This window comes from Huintestinicola sp., assembly GCF_051882455.1.
Lineage (GTDB): Bacteria > Bacillota > Clostridia > Oscillospirales > Ruminococcaceae > Huintestinicola.
Genome location: NZ_JBJERV010000095.1, coordinates 18,646 through 37,420, shown reverse-complemented (window position 1 = coordinate 37,420; position 18,775 = coordinate 18,646). Strand labels below are relative to the sequence as shown.

Annotated in this window: 19 protein-coding genes; all 19 read left to right on the top strand. The window is 48.6% G+C overall.

Translation table 11 applies throughout. The annotated features are described in order from the left end of the window. Positions 1-27: 27 nt before the first annotated feature. The 19 genes from ruvB (at position 28) to cobK (ending at position 18,774) form a co-directional block, all read left to right on the top strand. The gene (ruvB, locus tag ACI4J0_RS11715) at positions 28-1,059 is read left to right on the top strand and encodes a Holliday junction branch migration DNA helicase RuvB (protein WP_439766097.1); all 1,032 of its coding nucleotides are present in this window, start codon (positions 28-30) and stop codon (positions 1,057-1,059) included. Between the two features lie 23 nt (positions 1,060-1,082). Then, positions 1,083-2,417 carry a phosphoglucosamine mutase gene (locus ACI4J0_RS11710; RefSeq protein WP_439765996.1) on the top strand — a complete coding sequence of 445 codons (1,335 nt, stop codon included), beginning with the start codon at positions 1,083-1,085 and terminating at the stop codon, positions 2,415-2,417. 358 nt (positions 2,418-2,775) lie between these two features. Beyond that, entirely contained in the window at positions 2,776-3,669 is an 894-nt protein-coding gene (locus tag ACI4J0_RS11705) for a class I SAM-dependent methyltransferase (RefSeq protein WP_439765995.1), read from the top strand. A gap of 12 nt (positions 3,670-3,681) precedes the next feature. Next, on the top strand, positions 3,682-4,560 hold the full coding sequence (locus ACI4J0_RS11700; protein ID WP_439765994.1) for an energy-coupling factor transporter ATPase: 879 nt from the start codon (positions 3,682-3,684) through the stop codon (positions 4,558-4,560). A gap of 101 nt (positions 4,561-4,661) precedes the next feature. Further along, a complete protein-coding gene (locus ACI4J0_RS11695) occupies positions 4,662-4,943 on the top strand; it encodes a hypothetical protein (RefSeq protein ID WP_439765993.1) in 282 nt (93 codons plus the stop codon). Positions 4,944-4,957: 14 nt separating this feature from the next. Then, positions 4,958-5,707, top strand: coding sequence for a hypothetical protein (locus ACI4J0_RS11690; RefSeq protein WP_439765992.1), 750 nt, complete (start codon positions 4,958-4,960; stop codon positions 5,705-5,707). Between the two features lie 161 nt (positions 5,708-5,868). Continuing rightward, entirely contained in the window at positions 5,869-6,747 is an 879-nt protein-coding gene (locus tag ACI4J0_RS11685; RefSeq protein WP_439765991.1) for an energy-coupling factor transporter ATPase, read from the top strand. Then, a complete protein-coding gene (locus tag ACI4J0_RS11680) occupies positions 6,740-7,549 on the top strand; it encodes an energy-coupling factor transporter transmembrane component T family protein (protein ID WP_439765990.1) in 810 nt (269 codons plus the stop codon). Before ACI4J0_RS11685 ends, ACI4J0_RS11680 begins: the two co-directional genes overlap by 8 nt. Positions 7,550-7,569: 20 nt before the next feature. Then, positions 7,570-8,313 (top strand): tRNA pseudouridine(38-40) synthase TruA, encoded by a 744-nt coding sequence (gene truA / locus ACI4J0_RS11675; RefSeq protein ID WP_439765989.1) that lies wholly within the window; start codon positions 7,570-7,572, stop codon positions 8,311-8,313. A 12-nt stretch (positions 8,314-8,325) separates the two neighbouring features. Continuing rightward, on the top strand, positions 8,326-9,507 hold the full coding sequence (locus ACI4J0_RS11670; protein ID WP_439765988.1) for a DUF5711 family protein: 1,182 nt from the start codon (positions 8,326-8,328) through the stop codon (positions 9,505-9,507). A 31-nt stretch (positions 9,508-9,538) separates the two neighbouring features. Next, positions 9,539-10,507, top strand: coding sequence for a hypothetical protein (locus tag ACI4J0_RS11665; protein ID WP_439765987.1), 969 nt, complete (start codon positions 9,539-9,541; stop codon positions 10,505-10,507). Positions 10,508-10,560: 53 nt separating this feature from the next. After that, a complete protein-coding gene (locus ACI4J0_RS11660; protein WP_439765986.1) occupies positions 10,561-12,870 on the top strand; it encodes an AAA family ATPase in 2,310 nt (769 codons plus the stop codon). 212 nt (positions 12,871-13,082) lie between these two features. Then, positions 13,083-13,577 (top strand): zinc ribbon domain-containing protein, encoded by a 495-nt coding sequence (locus ACI4J0_RS11655; RefSeq protein ID WP_439765985.1) that lies wholly within the window; start codon positions 13,083-13,085, stop codon positions 13,575-13,577. Between the two features lie 138 nt (positions 13,578-13,715). Continuing rightward, a complete protein-coding gene (gene cobI, locus ACI4J0_RS11650) occupies positions 13,716-14,387 on the top strand; it encodes a precorrin-2 C(20)-methyltransferase (protein WP_439765984.1) in 672 nt (223 codons plus the stop codon). A 10-nt stretch (positions 14,388-14,397) separates the two neighbouring features. Next, positions 14,398-15,540, top strand: a complete 1,143-nt coding sequence (gene cbiD / locus ACI4J0_RS11645; protein ID WP_439765983.1) for a cobalt-precorrin-5B (C(1))-methyltransferase CbiD — start codon at positions 14,398-14,400, stop codon at positions 15,538-15,540. Then, the gene (gene cobM, locus ACI4J0_RS11640) at positions 15,533-16,288 is read left to right on the top strand and encodes a precorrin-4 C(11)-methyltransferase (RefSeq protein WP_439765982.1); all 756 of its coding nucleotides are present in this window, start codon (positions 15,533-15,535) and stop codon (positions 16,286-16,288) included. The genes cbiD and cobM overlap by 8 nt, the downstream gene beginning before the upstream one ends. Beyond that, positions 16,285-17,316: a cobalt-precorrin 5A hydrolase gene (locus ACI4J0_RS11635; protein WP_439765981.1), complete on the top strand. Its 1,032-nt coding sequence runs from the start codon at positions 16,285-16,287 to the stop codon at positions 17,314-17,316. Before cobM ends, ACI4J0_RS11635 begins: the two co-directional genes overlap by 4 nt. After that, positions 17,313-18,038, top strand: a complete 726-nt coding sequence (gene cobJ, locus ACI4J0_RS11630; RefSeq protein ID WP_439765980.1) for a precorrin-3B C(17)-methyltransferase — start codon at positions 17,313-17,315, stop codon at positions 18,036-18,038. The genes ACI4J0_RS11635 and cobJ overlap by 4 nt, the downstream gene beginning before the upstream one ends. Beyond that, complete coding sequence (gene cobK, locus ACI4J0_RS11625; RefSeq protein WP_439765979.1) at positions 18,031-18,774, top strand: precorrin-6A reductase; 744 nt, start codon at positions 18,031-18,033, stop codon at positions 18,772-18,774. Before cobJ ends, cobK begins: the two co-directional genes overlap by 8 nt. The last annotated feature ends 1 nt before the right edge of the window (position 18,775 follow it).

Sequence of the window (18,775 nt, the reverse complement as noted above, 5' to 3'; positions counted from 1 at the left end):
GACTTTAGCTTGCTGGAACAAAGCGATATGGAGCTTGATCTTGAGGAGCGCATGGTCTCGCCCGAGGCTATGCCCTCAGATGATGATATAGATTATTCCCTTAGACCCAAGACCCTGAACGAATACATCGGTCAGGACAAGGTCAAGGAAAATCTTGCTGTCTACATCAAGGCTGCAAGGCAGAGAAACGAGTCTCTTGACCATGTTCTGCTCTATGGTCCTCCGGGACTTGGAAAGACCACTCTTTCAACCATAATCGCCCACGAAATGGGCGTAAATATACGAACTACCTCGGGTCCCGCTATCGAAAAGCCCGGAGATCTGGCGGCGCTGCTTACAAATCTTTCCGAGGGAGATGTGCTGTTTATCGACGAGATACACAGACTTTCCCGTGCCATCGAGGAGATACTTTATCCCGCTATGGAGGATTTTGCCTTGGATATCGTTGTGGGGAAGGGTCCCTCCGCAAGGTCTCTCAAGGTTGATCTTCACCGCTTTACCCTCGTTGGCGCCACCACAAGGGCAGGTCAGCTTACAGCTCCCCTGAGAGACAGATTTGGCATCATACAGCGCCTTGAGCTGTATTCCAACGAGCAGCTTTCGGATATTATCATGCGAAGCGCCGTAATACTTGGCATTGCCTGCGACAATGACGGAGCGGCGGAGATAGCAAAGCGCTCCCGCGGAACTCCACGAATTGCCAACAGGCTCTTAAAGCGCGTCCGCGACTTTGCCGAGGTCATCGGACAGGGAAGGATAAACGGTGAGATCGCCGCGATAGCTCTTGACCGTATGGAGATAGACTCTCTGGGACTTGACAGCCTTGACAAGCGCTTTCTCAATATGCTTATCAAGGGCTACGGAGGAGGCCCTGCGGGGCTTGAGACCCTGGCTTCGGCAATAGGCGAGGAGTCTGTTACGCTTGAGGACGTATGCGAGCCGTATCTTATGCAGCTGGGGTTCATTTCGCGCACCCCCAGAGGCAGATGCGCCACCGCTCTTGCATACAAGCATATGGGCTATAACGTTCCCGAGGGACAGACCTCAATGTTTGAATAATTTCAAGGAGACTGCAAAATATTATGAGCATATCATTAGGTCCCGAGGGGGATTTCTTCGCATTGTCAGGGGATATTTCCTGCGAAGCTGCATTAAGGCTCGGAAGAGCTGCCGCAGATGTTCTCTGCGGGAAAAACGGCGGCAGGCTCCTTGTGGGAAGGGATACAAGGCGTTCGTCCCGGGCGTATGAAGCGGCTCTGACGGCAGGTATCCTGTCTGCCGGGAAGGACGTTACAAGCCTTGGGGTCATACCTCAGCCTGCGGGGGCTTATCTTGTAAAAAAAATCGGGGCTGACGGCTTTATCATGACCGGCGATCCCGACAAAGGCAGAGGATACTGCGGCTTCAGCATTTACGGCTCGGACGGGCGGAGAATATCCGAGGATATAAGCGAAAAGATAAATGAAAAGCTCTGCACTCACAGCGAAAAAACGGAAGCCTTCGGCAGCATATCGGAGATAGATGACGTGATATCCGAATACATCGGTCATATCCTCAGAAACTGCGGCTCGGAGCTTTCGGGTATGACCGTTGCCGCCGACTGTGCAAACGGAGCAGTGTTTGCTGCCGCAGAGAAGCTGTTTTCCGCTCTCGGAGCAAAGGTATATCTTTTAAACTGCGACCCCGACGGCGATAACATAAACAAGGACTGCGGAATTTCTCATATGGAAACTCTTGCGGAATTTGTGAGAAATAAAAAATGCGACCTCGGGCTTGCCTTTGACGGCTTTGGAGCAAAATGTCTTGCCGTCGACGAGAAAGGCGTTACAGCAGACGGAGAAAAGCTCCTTGCCGTGTTTGCAAAGGATATGCGGGAAAGAGGCGTTCTTGCAAACAACTCTGCCGTGGTTTCCGCTTCGGCAAATCTGGGATTTTCCGTTTTCGCCGAGGAAACAGGGATAAGACCAGTTGTAACAAAGGCTGGCGGCAAATACATAACCGAAAAAATGCTTGCAGGGGGATTTTCTCTCGGCGGAGAGCAGTCGGGAAATATCCTTTTCGGAGATATCAGCCCCGAAAGCGATGGTCTGCTTACCGCTGTGCTGCTGTTATCGGCGGTGAAGCGCTCGGGAAAAACTCTCGGACAGCTCTGCTCGGTAATGGAGAGATATCCTCAGGTGGCAATAAATGTCAAGATCTCCGACAGGTGGCGTGAGGTATGGAAAAATATACCCGAGCTTGAGGAGCTTATCGAGAAAAAGGAGAGAGAGCTTGGAGACTTTGGCAGGATAATCGTAAGGGAAAATCCGACCGAGCCTGTTATCCGAGTAAGCGTTGAGGGCAGGCGGTTCGACGCTGTAAACAGTATGGCTCTGGAGATAGCCGAAGCTGTGAAAAGGCTCTGCCCCGTACATTAATACTAATAACCAATTAACCTATGGACAAAATACAGCGGCTATAATACGCCAACTCTGCGTCAAACTCCCTTGCCGGTGTCAAGCTTCGCTTGACATATGCCTGCGGTCGTTTTCCTTGATTTGTCGTATTCTATCCACCGTCTTTATCCATAGAACATTTGGTTATTATAGCAATCCACAAAAATATCCTGCCAAGTTCGGCGGTTCAAAGCTTGAATAGTGTCGTCACTCACCCTTGACAGGCGGCAAGCCTGCCTGCGGGTTCGTTCCTAACTCTTCAAGCTTTTCACTCGCCTCCTTTTGTCAGTCTATTTCTGTGTCTTGCTATAGTATAAGTTTATGAAAGGATCATGTTTTAATGAGAATTGCTGACAGATGGACAGATTACAGGCTTATCGACTGTTCCTGTTCGGAAAAGCTTGAATATTGGGGCAGATATTCCCTTGTACGCCCCGACCCCCAGGTCATATGGAAAACCGAAAAAAAGTCCCCCGTCTGGGATAAGGCGGACGGTCATTATTACCGCTCGGACAAGGGCGGCGGTCAGTGGAGCTTTGCAAAGAAGCTGCCCGAGAGCTGGCAGATCTCCTATGAGATGGGAATAGGGGAGAAGCTTGTTTTCAATATCCGTCCCACAGGCTTCAAGCATACGGGGCTTTTCCCCGAGCAGGCTGTTAACTGGGAGTTTACTTCCGAGCTTATCAGAAAAAGGATAAGTGAGGGCAGGGAGGTAAACGTTCTTAATCTCTTTGCCTATACGGGAGGAGCGACCCTTGCCTGTGCAGCGGCGGGCGCTTCGGTATGCCATGTGGACGCTTCAAAGGGAATGGTCCAGTGGGCAAGGGACAATGCCGCTTCATCGGGACTTTCGGACAGACCTGTGCGCTGGATAGTGGACGACTGCGAGAAATTCGTTGCCCGTGAGATAAAGCGCGGCAGGAAGTATGACGCTGTGATAATGGACCCGCCCTCCTATGGCAGAGGACCAAATCAGGAGGTATGGAAGCTTGAGGACTGCATTTACGACCTTGTAAAGCTCTGCACAGGCGTTCTCAGTGACGACCCTCTTTTCTTTCTCCTAAACAGCTATACCACGGGGCTTTCTCCCTCGGTAATGGCTTATATTATCGGTGAGACCGTGGGCGAGAAATATAGGGGCACCGTTTCGGCGGACGATATTGGTCTCCCTGTGGAAACGGGAAAATACGCCCTGCCCTGCGGCTCTACGGCAATATTTGTTGCCGGGAAATAAACGGAGGCTCATATGGATAATATAATCTCTGCAAAAAATCTGATGTTCTATTACTCCGAGCCTTCAGAGGAGGAGCAGGATAACGGGCAGGAGGATAATAAGGTACTTGTTTTCGAGGATCTGGACCTTAGTATCGAGAAGGGCAGCTTTACCGTTATTCTCGGTCACAACGGCTGCGGAAAATCAACTTTTGCAAAGCACACCAATGCTATACTTCTGCCCTGCGGAGGAAAAGTAACTGCGGCAGGCTTTGACACTGCCGATGAAAGCAGGCTTTTTGATATCAGAAAGCACATCGGAATGGTATTTCAGAACCCCGATAATCAGATAGTGGCTTCGGTGGTCGAGGAGGACGTGGCTTTCGCTCTTGAAAATATGGGCGTTGAGCCCGATGAAATGCGCGTGAGAGTTGACGAGGCGCTGAAGGCTGTGGGAATGTACGAGTACAGGGAGCATTCTCCTTCACAGCTCTCCGGCGGTCAGAAGCAGAGGGTGGCTATTGCGGGAATAATCGCTATGAAGCCCGACTGCATCGTTCTTGACGAGCCGACTGCAATGCTCGACCCTGCCGGGCGACGGGAGGTAATGAAGACTGTAAAGCGCCTTAACCGTGAAAACGGCGTTACAATTGTGCTTATCACCCATTATATGGACGAGGCGGCGCAGGCGGACAGAGTGGTTGTCATGGACGGCGGAAAGGTCATTCTCGATGATACGCCGTCAGAGGTGTTCTCCCACGTGGAAAAGCTCAGAGAGGTGGGGCTTGATGTTCCTCAGTCCACTCAGCTTATGTATCTGCTTCGCAAAAACGGCAGAAAGGACGCTGACACTCATATAATCAGCGAGGAAGAATGCGCCGTTTATCTTGAAAGGCTTCTTCTGGGAAATTAAGTTTTAATCATATTCTAATCCTTTTTCAGCGCAGATTTAAGGAATATGCGGTATTATAATACTACAGCCAAAGGCTGATATTCTGAAAGGGGATTATTTATATGATGATCTTAACGCTTATTTCTCTTATTGCTCTTCTTATTGTTGCGGGCATTACTGTTTTCTCGCTCTTTTCGGGAGTAGGCATACTGCTGTTTATGTGCATTGCGGCGGCTGTCTGCATCATTGCGGGGGTATGGATGCTGGTTTCGCTTCTCGGCAAGGGTGTATTCTCGCTTCTCAAATGTGTGGTGTATCTCTTCCTTATGCTGATACCTGCGGTCAATATCATTGCTCTTATCGCTCTGGCAATAATTGCTTACAGATCGCTTAAAACCGAGTAAGGAGGTGTACTTAGTTGGCTGCGGTAATTATTTCGCTCATCATTACTGTCGGTGCCGTGGGATATTTCATTGCCGACTGCAGCGGAAAGCTGAACAGAGATTATATCGGCACAGGTCGGATATACCTTGCTTTTCCCGTCCTTCATGCTCTTGCGGCAGGAATTTCATCGGCTGTTATGTTCGGCGTTAAGCCCGATCTTGAATTGGGTGACGGCTCGGGCGGAAAAATGCTGTATATGTTTCTGTGCCTTCTTATCGCTGTTCCCGAGCTTATGGTTTCTGTCATCGGGGCGGTGCGGTTTATGCGTCACAGCAGAAAAAAAGGTTATTCCGATGACCATCTGAAGCTGGGTATGACCTCTGCAGCAATAGCTATACCTGCTGCGGTCATTGCCCTTGTACTTGCAGCATTTGTATGTGTTTATCTTATCGGTACATTTGCTTACAGTACGGCAATTGTTTTGTTATTATCACTGTTTGCCTTTTGCATAGGCTTTGTTATTGTGATAGTCTTTGTTCCCTTGTTTATAGCAATTGTCGGCATCAGCTTTGCGGCGACCTGTCTTCCGCTCATAAATCTTCTGATAATATTTTCAGCTCTTTTCGGAGTTCTTTACTGCATTGCCGCATACGGGGGAATAAGTTCTGCCATTGCTTTGTGCAGAGAGGGAACCATCAGCAAGAAAAAAGCAATATTGTATTCGGTATTATCGCTGTTTATGTTCACTGATCTTTATGCTCTTTCTCAGATGAAGGGCAAATAATTTATCGGACAAGAAAACATTATCCGTTTTTCGGAAATGTATTTTAAATTCGGAGGAATGTGTGAAAATCTTTGATTTTCACACCGAGTTTTGTTTCTTTGGTCCCACCAAAGATTTCCTGCGGAAACCACAAAACTCTCAAAAAAGGAATGGTAATTAAAATGTCTATAATCAAAGCTGAAAAACTCACCTACACCTACAGTCAGGGGACGCCCTTTGAAAAGACTGCGGTGAATAATGTTGACCTTGAGATCGAGGAGGGCGAGCTTGTGGGCGTTATCGGGCACACAGGCTCGGGCAAGTCTACCCTTATCCAGCATTTCAACGGTCTCATCAAGCCTACCTCGGGCAGGGTGCTTATTGACGGAACGGATATCTGGAGCAAGGACGTGAAGCTTCGGGATATCCGTTTTAAGGTGGGGCTGGTCTTTCAGTACCCCGAATATCAGATATTCGAGGACACGGTCTACAAGGACATTGCTTTCGGTCCCAAGAATATGGGGCTTGACGAAAAGGAGATAGACAGGCGCGTGAGAGAGACTGCGGAGCTTGTGGGGATAAGCCCCGAGCTTCTGAAAAAATCTCCCTTTGAGCTTTCGGGCGGTCAGAAGAGGCGCGTCGCCATTGCAGGCGTTATGGCAATGCGTCCCAAGGTGCTTATACTTGACGAGCCTACGGCAGGTCTTGACCCCAGAGGCAGAGAGACCATACTCGGGCAGATAAAGCGCTATCATGCCGAAACCAGATCCACGGTCATGCTTGTCTCACACAGTATGGAGGACGTTGCACGGTTTGCAAGCAAAATTCTTGTTATGAACAAGGGCGAGGTGCTGTGCTACGATACGCCCCCTGCGGTATTTGCAAGGGCGGAGGAGATAGCTTCCGTGGGGCTTTCCGTTCCTCAGATAACAAAGATATTCGGGCTCCTGCGCAAGAAGGGCATTGACATAAGAGGGGACGTTTATACGGTCGAATTTGCGCTCAAGACCATAAACGAATACCTTGAGGCTCACGGCAGAGGAGGACTTGAAAATGCTTAAAGATATCACCATCGGACAGTATTTTCCTATGGACTCTGCTGTTCACAAACTTGACGCGCGTTTTAAAATAGTGATAACGGCGGTCTTTATCGTGATGATATTTTCCGCTGACAGCTTTTTGTCGCTGGGTTTAGCGTTTTTATTTTTTGTTATAGCTTTTGCGGCTTCAAAGCTGTCCCCGAAGCTTATTCTCAAAAGTATGAAGCCCATCGTGCCTATCATAATATTTACATCGGTGCTGAATATTTTCTTTATTGACGGCGTGACGGTCTTTCAGATATGGAAAATTCGCATAACGGATAACGGCCTTATTACCTCCGGATATATGATAATAAGACTTATCGCACTTATCTGCGGTTCATCGCTGCTTACCTACACCACGTCGCCCATCGTGCTTACAGACGCTATCGAGCAGATGCTCAAGCCCCTGGGAAAGCTCCATTTCCCCGTTCATGAGCTTGCAATGATGATGACCATCGCTCTGAGATTTATCCCCACCCTTATCGAGGAAACGGACAAGATAATGTCCGCTCAGAAGGCAAGAGGCGCGGATATGGACAGCGGAACGCTTATTGAGCGCGCAAAGGCTCTGGTGCCTATCATCATTCCCTTGTTCGTGTCCTCCTTCAGAAGAGCAGAGGAGCTGGCGCTGGCAATGGAATGCCGCTGCTATAACGGCGGAGAGGGACGCACTAAGCTTAAATCGCTGGTTTCGGGCGGCTCGGATTATGCGGCGCTGTGCCTGTCGCTGCTGTTCTTATGCGGCGTTATGATAATAGATATGGGCAGAGTTATTTTATGATACAAAGGGAGGCGTGAGGCTTGTCAGTCCGCAATATCAAGGTCAAAATTGCATACAACGGTGCGGCATATCACGGCTTTCAGCGGCAGGAAAATGCCCTGTCCGTTCAGAATGTCCTTGAGGACAGGCTTTCCCGTCTTACGGCTTCCGAGGTAAAGATCAACGGCTGCTCGCGGACGGATACGGGAGTTCACGCAAATGAGTATTTTTTCTCCTTTCTGACTGAACACTCCATTCCCTGCAATAATATTATCCGCGGAATGAACAGCTTGCTGCCAAACGATATAGCTGTGCTTGACTGCGAAGAGGTATCTGCGGATTTTCACGCAAGATATTCATGCAGGGGAAAGGAGTACATCTACAAGATACTTAACCGAAGCGTGAGGGACCCGTTCCTTGATGAGCTTGCTCTCCATTATCCCTATGAGCTTGATGTTGATAAGATGAACAGGGCGGGGAAATATATAGAAGGCACTCACGATTTCCTCTCCTTCTGCGGTGCTTTGGGAGTTAAGGAAAATACTGTGCGCACAGTTTCGCTATGTGAAGTAAAACGTGAGGGAGACCTTGTTATCCTTACCGTCAGGGGAGACGGATTTCTTTACAATATGGTGAGGATAATTGCAGGCACGCTTATATACGTGAGTGAGGGACGGATATCGCCCGAGGATATCCCGAAAATTATCGAGAGCAGGGACAGAGAGCTTGCGGGAGTGACCGCAAAGCCCTGCGGACTTTATTTAAACCGCGTTTTTTATGACTGAGGAGGGAACTTTATGCCCGTTACTGATATTTCTGAGCTTAGAAAAAAAAGACAGGCGAAGCAGACCAAGAATATGCTTATTAAGGTGTTCGTAATTCTTCTGCTCTGCGGCGCTGTGCTGGTGGCTGCTTTTACAAAGGATATGTGGCTGCCTTATTTCAAGGGGATAATGACTTCTATCCCCGAGAATATTTCTTCTGAGGGCACGGCTGACCTGTCCGAGGGAAAGTTCCCGCTGAAGGTCGAGGGCGGCTCGGGATTTCAGCTTATGGATATGGACGGGTCTCTCGCTCTGCTGGACGAGTCCCGCTTTCACGTTTACAGCGTTGACGGAAAGGTCATGAATGAGCGCCAGCACACCTATGCAAATCCCATTCTCTGCGTTTCGGGCTCAAAGGCGCTTATTTACGACGAGGGCGGAAGAGAATTCAGTCTGGAGAGCAAATATAAGAATATTTACACAAAAACTGCAGATGATGTTATCTACATCGCCGAGCTTTCAAAATCGGATTATGCTGCGGTCGTTACCAGGTCCGACAAGTATCTTGCTATGCTCAAAATTTATGACCCGAGCGGCGATCCGATATTCACATATTTCAGCTATGACAGCCGTATTATTGATGTGACCTTCAATGAAAACAGCAGCGGCTGCGTTATTACCGTACTGACTGCGGAGGGCGGTCAGCTCATTTCAAAGATGAAGAGGTTTGATTTCAACGATACGGAGCCTATGTGGGAAAGCGACAGCGTTCCTACCCTTGCTCTTGACGTTAAATTTACGGACGACGGCATAATCATGATAGGGGACACTATGACTGCGGGCTTTACAAGGGACGGTGTTCTTACGTCTGAGTATGTTTACAGCGACCCCATCACCGATTACGACACCTCGGGAAACATTTCGGCGGTCATTACAGAAAATACCGACCTGAGAAGGACAAAGCTTATTTCTTTCAGCGGCTCTGACGGCGCTTCTCCCGTTGTTACCGTTCTGGACGCGGAGGCTAAAAAGGTTTATTCGGGCAATTCCCAGGTCTGCATTTTAAATGATTCGGGCATTGACATCTACAGCTCGGACGGCGTCCTCGGAGGTCAGATACTTCTTGAGGACGATTACGACGATTTCTGCAAATGCGGAAAATACATATTCCTGCTGGGCTATGACAGCGTTAACCGCATAAGCTACAGCGGCTGAGCATTCCGGTCAGAGGTGAACTTATTTAATAATGATCCCATATATTTATGATATTGCTGCGGCAATTATTCTTATCGCTTTTATAGGACGGGGCTTCAAGAGGGGCGTCCTGAGGACGGTGCTGAGCCTTATTTGCCTTATAATTGCTTTTTCGGCGGCTGCAGCCTGCTCCTCCTATCCCGTGACTTCAAAAATTTACGATGATTATTTTGCCGAGTCCATCGGAGAGCATATTGACAATGCTGTCATCAAAGCCAGAGATGAAGCGGCAAGGAAGCTCAAGGATGAAGCTGAACAGTCCGCAGACCGCTTCATTGACGATAATCTGGGCGGGTCGGAGGAGCTCAAGCAGATAGTGAAGGATTATCTCAGCACAGATGATGAAGAACTGAGAAGTCAGTTATCCATGGCTTACTCATATCTGGGAATAGACATAAGTACCCTCTTGACTAATCCCGATTTTCGTGCTAAAATAGAAGAGATAGCTTCGCAGTACAGCGGTCTGGTCGCCGATGAAATAAACAGCAGGCTTCCCCTTGGGCTCAAGGTCTCGAAAAGCTCGGTGGAGGATATCCTTACCGATGAAAAGGTCCCGGAGGCGATAGTTTACGATTTGTTCGGCATAAAGTCCGAAAGCTCACAGACTGAGGGGACTGCTGATTATATTGAGAATACCCTTGTCCGTCCTGCGGCTATAAGAATGATAAGCGCTGTGGTATGGGCTGCGGTCTTTACTGCGGTGAACATTGTGCTGAAAATTATTGTGAATATTATTCTCATTGTCAGAAAGATAGAGCCTGTAAAAGCCTGCGACTCCCTTCTCGGAGGCGTTCTGGGCGCGGCGGTGGGAGCTGCGGTGCTTGCTGCGGCGGTTATTCTCATAGTTCTTATCATTCGCTTTACAGGCGGTATGACATATTTGAATGAAGATATTTTTTCGGATACGTTATTCTTCGGCAGGCTTTATGAGCTTGCAAAGGGTCTTGATTTTCTGAACTGATAGAGGATTATTTTTTCATTGTCCGACGTTTTCGGGCGGAAAGGATTGATTTAATGCTTTGCAGCAGATGCAAAAAAAGAGAGGCTATGGTTTTCATCACCTCAATGCAGGGCAGCGAAAAGCGCAATGAGGGACTCTGCCTTGTCTGCGCCCGTGAGCTTAATGTGCCCCAGATAAAGGAATATATGGACCAGATGGGCGTTACCGATGACGATATAGAGGAATTTGCCGACGCTATGAGCGGCGTAAAGGACAGCTTTGATATGGAGATGTTCAATCAGGGCGGTACTAATTCTCTGCCCGGATTTTTCAATGCGCTTTTCGGCGGCGGTCAGAATGATAACAAGGCTCCGACCGAAAAGAACAATGCGGCAGACTCCGTTTCGGAAGCCTCCGAGCGCCGCGAAAGAATAAAAAACGGCAGGGAAGGCAAAGAGGGCAGAAATAAAAAGAGAAAATTTCTTTCCTCCTTCTGCACCGACCTCACCGCCCGTGCAAAAGAGGGCAAGCTTGATACCATTATCGGCAGAGACAAGGAAATTGCACGCACTATTCAGATACTCTGCCGCAGACAGAAAAATAATCCCTGTCTTATAGGCGAGCCGGGCGTTGGAAAAACTGCAATTGCAGAGGGTCTTGCTCAGAAGATCGCCGCGGGAGAGGTGCCCTTTCAGCTGGCAGACAAGGAGGTTTTCCTGCTCGACCTTACCGCTCTTGTGGCAGGAACACAGTTTAGAGGTCAGTTTGAGAGCCGTATGAAGGGTCTGGTTGACGAGGTCAAGGCTGAGGGCAACATTATCCTCTTTATTGACGAGATACACAATATCGTAGGCGCAGGAGACAGCGAAGGCTCTTCCATGAATGCCGCGAACATTCTGAAGCCCCCTCTCAGCCGAGGCGAGGTTCAGGTGATTGGCGCCACCACCTTTAAGGAATACAGAAAATATATCGAAAAGGACAGCGCTCTTGAGAGACGCTTCCAGCCTGTTACCGTAAATGAGCCCACTGTGGAGGACACGGTCGAGGTATTAAAGGGCATAAAGCATTATTACGAGGAGCATCACAAGGTCAAGATAAGCGATGAGCTTATCAGGCTCTGTGCTGTTCTTTCCGAGAGATATATAAATGACAGATATCTTCCCGACAAGGCTATTGATCTGCTGGATGAAGCCTGCGCAAACAGGAGCATTTCCAGCGCTGAGCTTGCTAAGCATAAGAAGAAAACTGCGGAGGTCGCTGCTCTGGAAACTGAGATAAAATCTCTCGAGGACGGTGACGAGCCTGATTTTGAGGCTCTTGCAGAGAAAAAATCTCAGCTTATCAGAGAACAGAATGAGCTTGATGCTCTCACGAAAAAGATATCCAATATAAACGTTACCGAGCAGGATCTGGCAAGAGTTATCGAGCTTTGGACGGGTATCCCCGCAAACAAGATCGAGGAGACGGAGCTTAAAAAGCTTGCTTCTCTCGAAAGCTCTATGAAAAAGCGGATAATCGGTCAGGATAAGGCTGTGGAGCTTGCCGCAAAGGCGATCAGACGTTCACGCGCCCAGCTTTCAAAGCGCCGCAGACCTGCCTCCTTTATCTTTGTAGGTCCTACGGGAGTGGGAAAGACCGAGCTTGTCAAGGTGATAAACGACGAGCTTTTCAGCGGCAACGATACTCTTATCCGTCTCGATATGACCGAGTATATGGAAAAACACGCTGTTTCGCGCCTTATCGGTTCTCCTCCGGGATATGTGGGCTATGATGAGGCAGGTCAGCTTACGGAAAAGGTGCGCCGTCACCCCTATTCGGTAGTGCTTTTTGACGAGATAGAAAAGGCTCACCCCGATATTATGAACCTGCTGCTCCAGATACTTGACGAGGGCAAGGTGAATGACGCTCAGGGCAGGTCGGTGAACTTTGAGAACACTATCATCTGTATGACATCAAACGCAGGCTCCTCGGATAAGACCACAAGTCTCGGATTTAACAAAACGGAAGAGGAGATAACTAAGGAAAAGGCTATGAAGGCGCTTTCCGAGTTCCTGAGGCCCGAATTTATGAGCCGTGTTGACGAGATAGTTGTTTTCAGTCCTCTTTCCAAGGAAAATTACGCGGAGATAGCAGGACTTATGCTTTCCGAAATGAAGGACCCCCTTTCCGAAAAGGGCATTGCTCTTAAATATGACAAGCGCGTGCTGAACGCTGTCGCCGAAAAGTCCTTCGGAAAGAAATTCGGCGCACGTGACATCAGAAGCGTTATCCGCACGGATATCGAGGATAAGATAGCCGATATCATTGTGGAAAATGCAGGCAGCGAGCCTTCGGTCATCAAGCTGTCGGTCAAGAAGGATGCTATTGAGGTTACAGGAGAATAAAATATGTATCAGATATGCGCGTTTTCCGTTAATGGATATCGTGCATATTTATTCTCATTATACTAAAGATTAGTATTAAAAACAGATTAAAAAACGTGTTGATATAATGAGAATTTGCCGAAGGTGGTTGACAGAACGGAAAAATAAGGTTATACTTAAATCATAGAAAGCAACCACTTCACTATAAAATATTTTATCAGGAGGAAAATACTATGTTTGAAAAATTTGTTGAAACTCTTAACAACACCGGAAAGGCTGTTACCGAAAAGACCAAGCAGGGCACCGACATTGTTAAGGCTAATCTCAAGATCACAACCGAGGAAAGAGAGCTTAACGATCTTTTCCTTGAGATCGGCAAGATGTACTACAAGAACAACAGCGAAAATCCCTGCTGCGAGCAGATGAAGGAGCTTTTTGACAAGGTTTCCGAAAAGGAAGCAGCTGTTGAAGATCTTAAAAACAAGGTTCGTGCTCTCAAGGGCGTTGTTATCTGTCAGAACTGCGGTGCGGAAGTCGGTGACGACAACTCTTTCTGCGGCAAGTGCGGCGCAAAGATCGAAAGACCTGAGCCTGTTGAGACTGTGGAGGAGACAAAGGAAATTTCCGATACAGTCGTTGACCACGAGGATAACGTTGAGGTAGTTGACGAGAACGGCGAGCCTTCTATCAAGATCGAGCTTGCTAAGGACGAAAATACCGAAGAATGATTTTCTTCCCCCATTTCGGGCGCTGCACAAATGTGCGGCGCCCTTTTTCTGCATTTTTATGAGATATACCTCTTGACAAATCAGCATATTTGTGCTACAATTATATTAGAAAATTATGCGCTGCGGGAGATGTTTTTTTTGAGCGGTATCTTATTTGGCGTGAGTGTGGGCCCCGGTGACCCGGAGCTTATTACCCTCGGGGCTGTGAAGGCTATTGAAGAGTGCAGAGTCATTGCTGTTCCAAGGACAAAAGGGGAAAGCTCCCTTGCACTGTCAATTGCGGAGAAGGTCGTCAGTATGTCGGAAAAAGATATCGTTTTTTACGATTTTCCGATGTCGCGTGACAGGAACGAATGGGAAATGAGCCATGGGAAAGCAGCTGAGGATATATGCAGCAGGCTTTTATCGGGTGAAAGTGTGGCTATGCTCTGCCTTGGGGATATTTCCGTTTATTCCACATTTTCATATATTTCGGAGCGTGTGAAGCAGAGCGGATATGTCTGCAGGTGGATACCCGGTGTAACAAGCTTCTGTGCGGCGGCTTCGGTATGCGGAAGTCCTCTTGTGAGCGGAAATGAGCCGCTTATCGTTATTCCCGCTTCGGCAGATAATTTTGACGAGCTTATGGAACAGAGCGGCACAAAGGTAATTATGAAGCCGAGAGTTATTTCCGAAAGGCTTCGCTCCGTGCTTGAGAGCCGTCCGTTTTTTGCCGTGTCCGACTGCGGTATGCCCGATGAAAAGATCTATACGGATATAAATGATGTTCCCGAAAGAGGCAGCTATTTTACCGTTTTTATCGTAAAGTGATGGTGGGACAATGCTTGATGAATATGTTTCAAAGGGCGGTCAGAGGCTGAGACTGGGCTACACCACAGGCTCATGCGCTGCGGGGGCTGCTAAGGCGGCTGCACAAGCTCTTCTGGGCGGCGAATTTCCCGAAAGGGTTACGCTTATGACCCCGAAAGGAATTGGGCTGGAGCTTGAGATACTCGATAAAAAATCGGGAGAGGGCTTTGCTTCCTGTGCTGTAAAAAAGGACGGGGGCGATGACCCCGATGTCACAAGCGGCATACTTGTTTATGCGAGAGCCGAGAAGATCTCTTCGGGAGTTGACATCGTGGGCGGCGAGGGCATAGGAATCGTCACAAAGGCGGGGCTTGACCGTCCTGTGGGGGACTATGCCATAAACACCGTTCCCAGGAAGATGATAAATGCGGCAGTGACGGAAATTGCCGAGCTGTACGAATACAAAGGCGGTTTTCGCATTACGGTTTTTGCTCCTGAGGGTGTGGAGATCGCCAAAAAAACCTATAATCCCCGTATGGGCATAGAAGGCGGTATTTCCATTATCGGCACAAGCGGTATCGTGGAGCCTATGAGTACGGCGGCGCTTATTGACACTATCCGTGCGGAGGGAAATATGCGGAAGGCTGAGGGAATAAAAAATCTCGTTATTACTCCCGGAAATTACGGCGAGAGCTTCCTTTCTGCATATATTCACGGCGCTGCCGAGAAATGCGTTAAATGCAGCAATTTTATCGGGGAAGCTGTTGACATTGCAATGGAGCTTGGGTTTGAAAGCGTTCTTATTGTGGGCCATATGGGCAAGCTTGTGAAGCTTGGAGCAGGGATAATGAACACTCATTCCGCTGCTGCTGACGGGCGCATGGAGGTGCTTGTGACCTGCGGACTGCTTGCAGGCTGCGACAGGGAGGCACTTATTGATATCACAAAGTGCGCTGTTACAGATGGGGCGATAGATATCATAAAAAAAGAGGGCAAGCTTGAGGAGACGATGAATATTTTTTGCGGCAGAGTGCAGTATTACCTTGACGCGAGAGCAAAGGGGCGGATAAAAATCGGTGCGCTGATATTCTCAAACGCTTACGGCGTGCTTGGAGTTACAGAAGAGGGACAACGGCTTATTCGGGTTATTTCGGAGGAATACGGAAATGGTTAATTTTGTGGGAGCAGGCTGCGGTGCGGCAGATCTTATCACTCTCAGAGGAAAAAAACTGCTGGAAGAGGCTGACGTTATCATTTATGCGGGGTCGCTCATAAATCCCGAGCTTTTAAACTATGCCCGTCCCGACTGCGAGCTTTATAACAGTGCATATATGACCCTTGAACAGGTCATTGAGAAAATTTCCGAGGCGGAAAGTCAGAGTAAAATGACGGTTCGTCTTCATACGGGCGATCCTTGTCTTTACGGGGCGGTACGCGAGCAGATGGACTGCCTTGACAGACTGGGGATAGCCTATGAGATATGCCCCGGAGTAAGCTCCTTCTGCGGTGCGGCGGCGGCTTTAAAGGCTGAATACACTCTTCCCGACGTATCTCAGACGGTCATTATCACACGAATGGCGGGGCGGACGGCTGTTCCCGACAGAGAGAGCATTTCCGCTCTTGCGGCGCATGGCTCGACTATGGTGATTTTTCTAAGCGCCGGTATGCTTCCGGAGCTTTCCGCAGAGCTTTTAAGAGGGGGGTATACGGAAAATACCCCTGCTGCCATTGTTTACAAGGCAACTCACCCCGATGAAAAGGTATGCCGCTGTACGGTGGGAACTCTTGCGGAGACTGCCCAAAAAAATGATATCCGAAAGACCGCTCTTATTACAGTGGGAAATTTTTTAGGCGATGATTATTCCCTGTCAAAGCTTTATGACAAGGCATTTTCCACCGAATACAGAAAGGCTTCCATATGAATATCGCTGTTATTACCGTTACGGAAAACGGCGTCAGGCTCGCTGAGACTATTCGGGAAAAGCTATCGTCCGAATTTGAAGTTAAAATCTTCTGCTTCGGAAAATATCCTGCTTCGGAGGGAGAATGCTTTGATAGTATCGGCAGGCTTACCGGAAAAATATGGGGGGAGTTCGGCGCACTTGTATTTATCAGTGCCTGCGGCATTGCGGTCAGAGCAATTGCTCCCTTTGTAAAGTCAAAGCTTTCCGACCCTGCGGTAATTGCGGCAGACGACAGCGGACGGTTTGCGGTATCTCTCCTGTCGGGGCATATAGGCGGCGGCAACAGGCTTGCGGAGATCATCGGGGAATGTATCGGGGCTGTGCCTGTTATCACAACGGCTACGGACAATTCGGGACGGTTTTCTCCGGATATGTTCGCAAAGGCAAATGACCTTGCTATCATGGATATGGAGACGGCAAAGCTTATTGCGGCGGCTTCTCTCAGAGGCGAGGTCATCGGGCTTTATTCGGATATTCCGTTAAAAAATATCCCAAAGGAACTTCTCGGGAAAAATGATAAGTACGGGATATGCATAAGTCACTATGCGGAAAAAAAGCCTTTTGATATTACACTCAGTCTGATACCAAAAAATTTAGTCATAGGTGCAGGCTGTCGGAAAAATGCCGACCCCGATGAGCTTGAGAAGCTTATTCTCGAAACGCTTTCAGATTCGGGTTTATCGCCTTTGGGAATACGTTTTCTTGCTACTGTAGATATTAAAAAGGACGAGCCTGCAATTATTTCTTTTGCAAAGAAATACGGTGCAGAGCTTCGGACATTTACGGCAGAGGAGCTTTCGGCGGCGGAAGGTGTTTTTTCTTCTTCCGAATTTGTGAAAAAAACTGTTGGCGTTGACAATGTGTGCGAGAGAAGCGCTGCTGCCTGCGGAGGAGATATTATCGTTCCGAAGGTCAAGGGTAATGGCGTAACCTGTGCGGTGGGCGTTGTTCCTGTTTCGGCTGATTTTGAAAGGAGAGCTTTATGAAGCTTTACATTGTGGGGTTTGGTGCAGGCGGCATTGACGGAATGACTCTTGCGGCAAAAAATGCTATCGAGGACTGCGGTCTGATAACGGGTTATACGGTCTATACGGAGCTTATCAGAAAAGAGTTTCCCCATAAGGAATATTACTCTACTGCTATGAGGCAGGAGAGGGAGCGTGTGGAATATGCTCTTTCCGAGGCTCAGGAAAGGAATGTGGCTCTTGTTTGCAGCGGTGACTGCTCGGTTTACGCTATGGCAGGGCTTGCGTATGAGCTGTGGGAGAGATATCCCGAAACGGAGATAATCCCTGTTGCAGGGGTCACGGCGGCTCTCAGCGGCGGCGCTGTTCTGGGCGCTCCTCTTACAAATGATTTTGCTGTTATAAGTCTCTCAGACCTGCTCACGCCAAGGAAAAAAATCGAAAAGCGGCTTGAATGCGCGGCTATGGCTGATATGTGCGTGGCGCTTTATAATCCGTCTTCGAAGAAAAGGAGCGATCACCTTAAATGGGCTTGTGAGATAATGCTCAGATACAAAAGCCCCGACACCGTTTGCGGATATGTTCGCAACATTGGCAGAGATGGGGAGGAAAGCTGTGTGCTTACTCTTGCCGAGCTTGCTGACGCTAAAACGGATATGTTCACCACTGTTTTTATCGGCTGCGCGGAAACTAAGGTGATACGCGGAAAAATGGTCACACCGAGGGGATACAGGCTTGAATAGATTTCTTATTTTCGGCGGGACCACCGAGGGGCGGCTCCTTGCCGAATACTGCAATCAAAATAAGATATTCTGCGTTGTGAGCGTAGCTACGGAATACGGTGCGGAGCTTCTCCCAAAGTCCGTATATGTTGCGGCGGAAATAGGCAGAAAAGACAGAAATGAAATTGCCGCATTTATTTTATCGGGAGGATTTTGCGCTGTTTTTGACGCAACTCACCCATATGCGGAAGATGTCGGGAAAAATATCTCGGGAGCCTGTATTGACACGAATACGCCCTGTTATCGGGTGGTGAGAGAGCCTTCTCCGGTTTGTGAGGAAGCCTTGTATTTTGATACTGCGGCTGAAGCTGCCGATTTTGCGGAAAAAACGTCGGGAACTTTTTTCATTGCCACGGGCAGCAAGGAGCTTTCGCTTTTTTGCAGAGAAGGACTCCCCGAAAGATGTGCTGTAAGAGTGCTTCCCGATGATGAGATCGTCCGCGAGTGCGAAAAATCGGGCTTTATGAGGATAATAAGCGGCAAAGGCCCTTTCGGATCTGAGGAGAATTGTGAACATTTCAGGGGCTGCGGTTATGTTATAACCAAGGAGAGCGGCGCGGCAGGCGGATTTGAGGAAAAAAGACGTGCGGCTTCTGCTGTTGGCGCAAAGCTTATTATAATAAAGCGTCCCCGGGAAAAGGGAATGTCGCTTTTGGAGGCAGAAAAGCTTTTATGCGAGTTTTCGGGAAAGGTGTGAG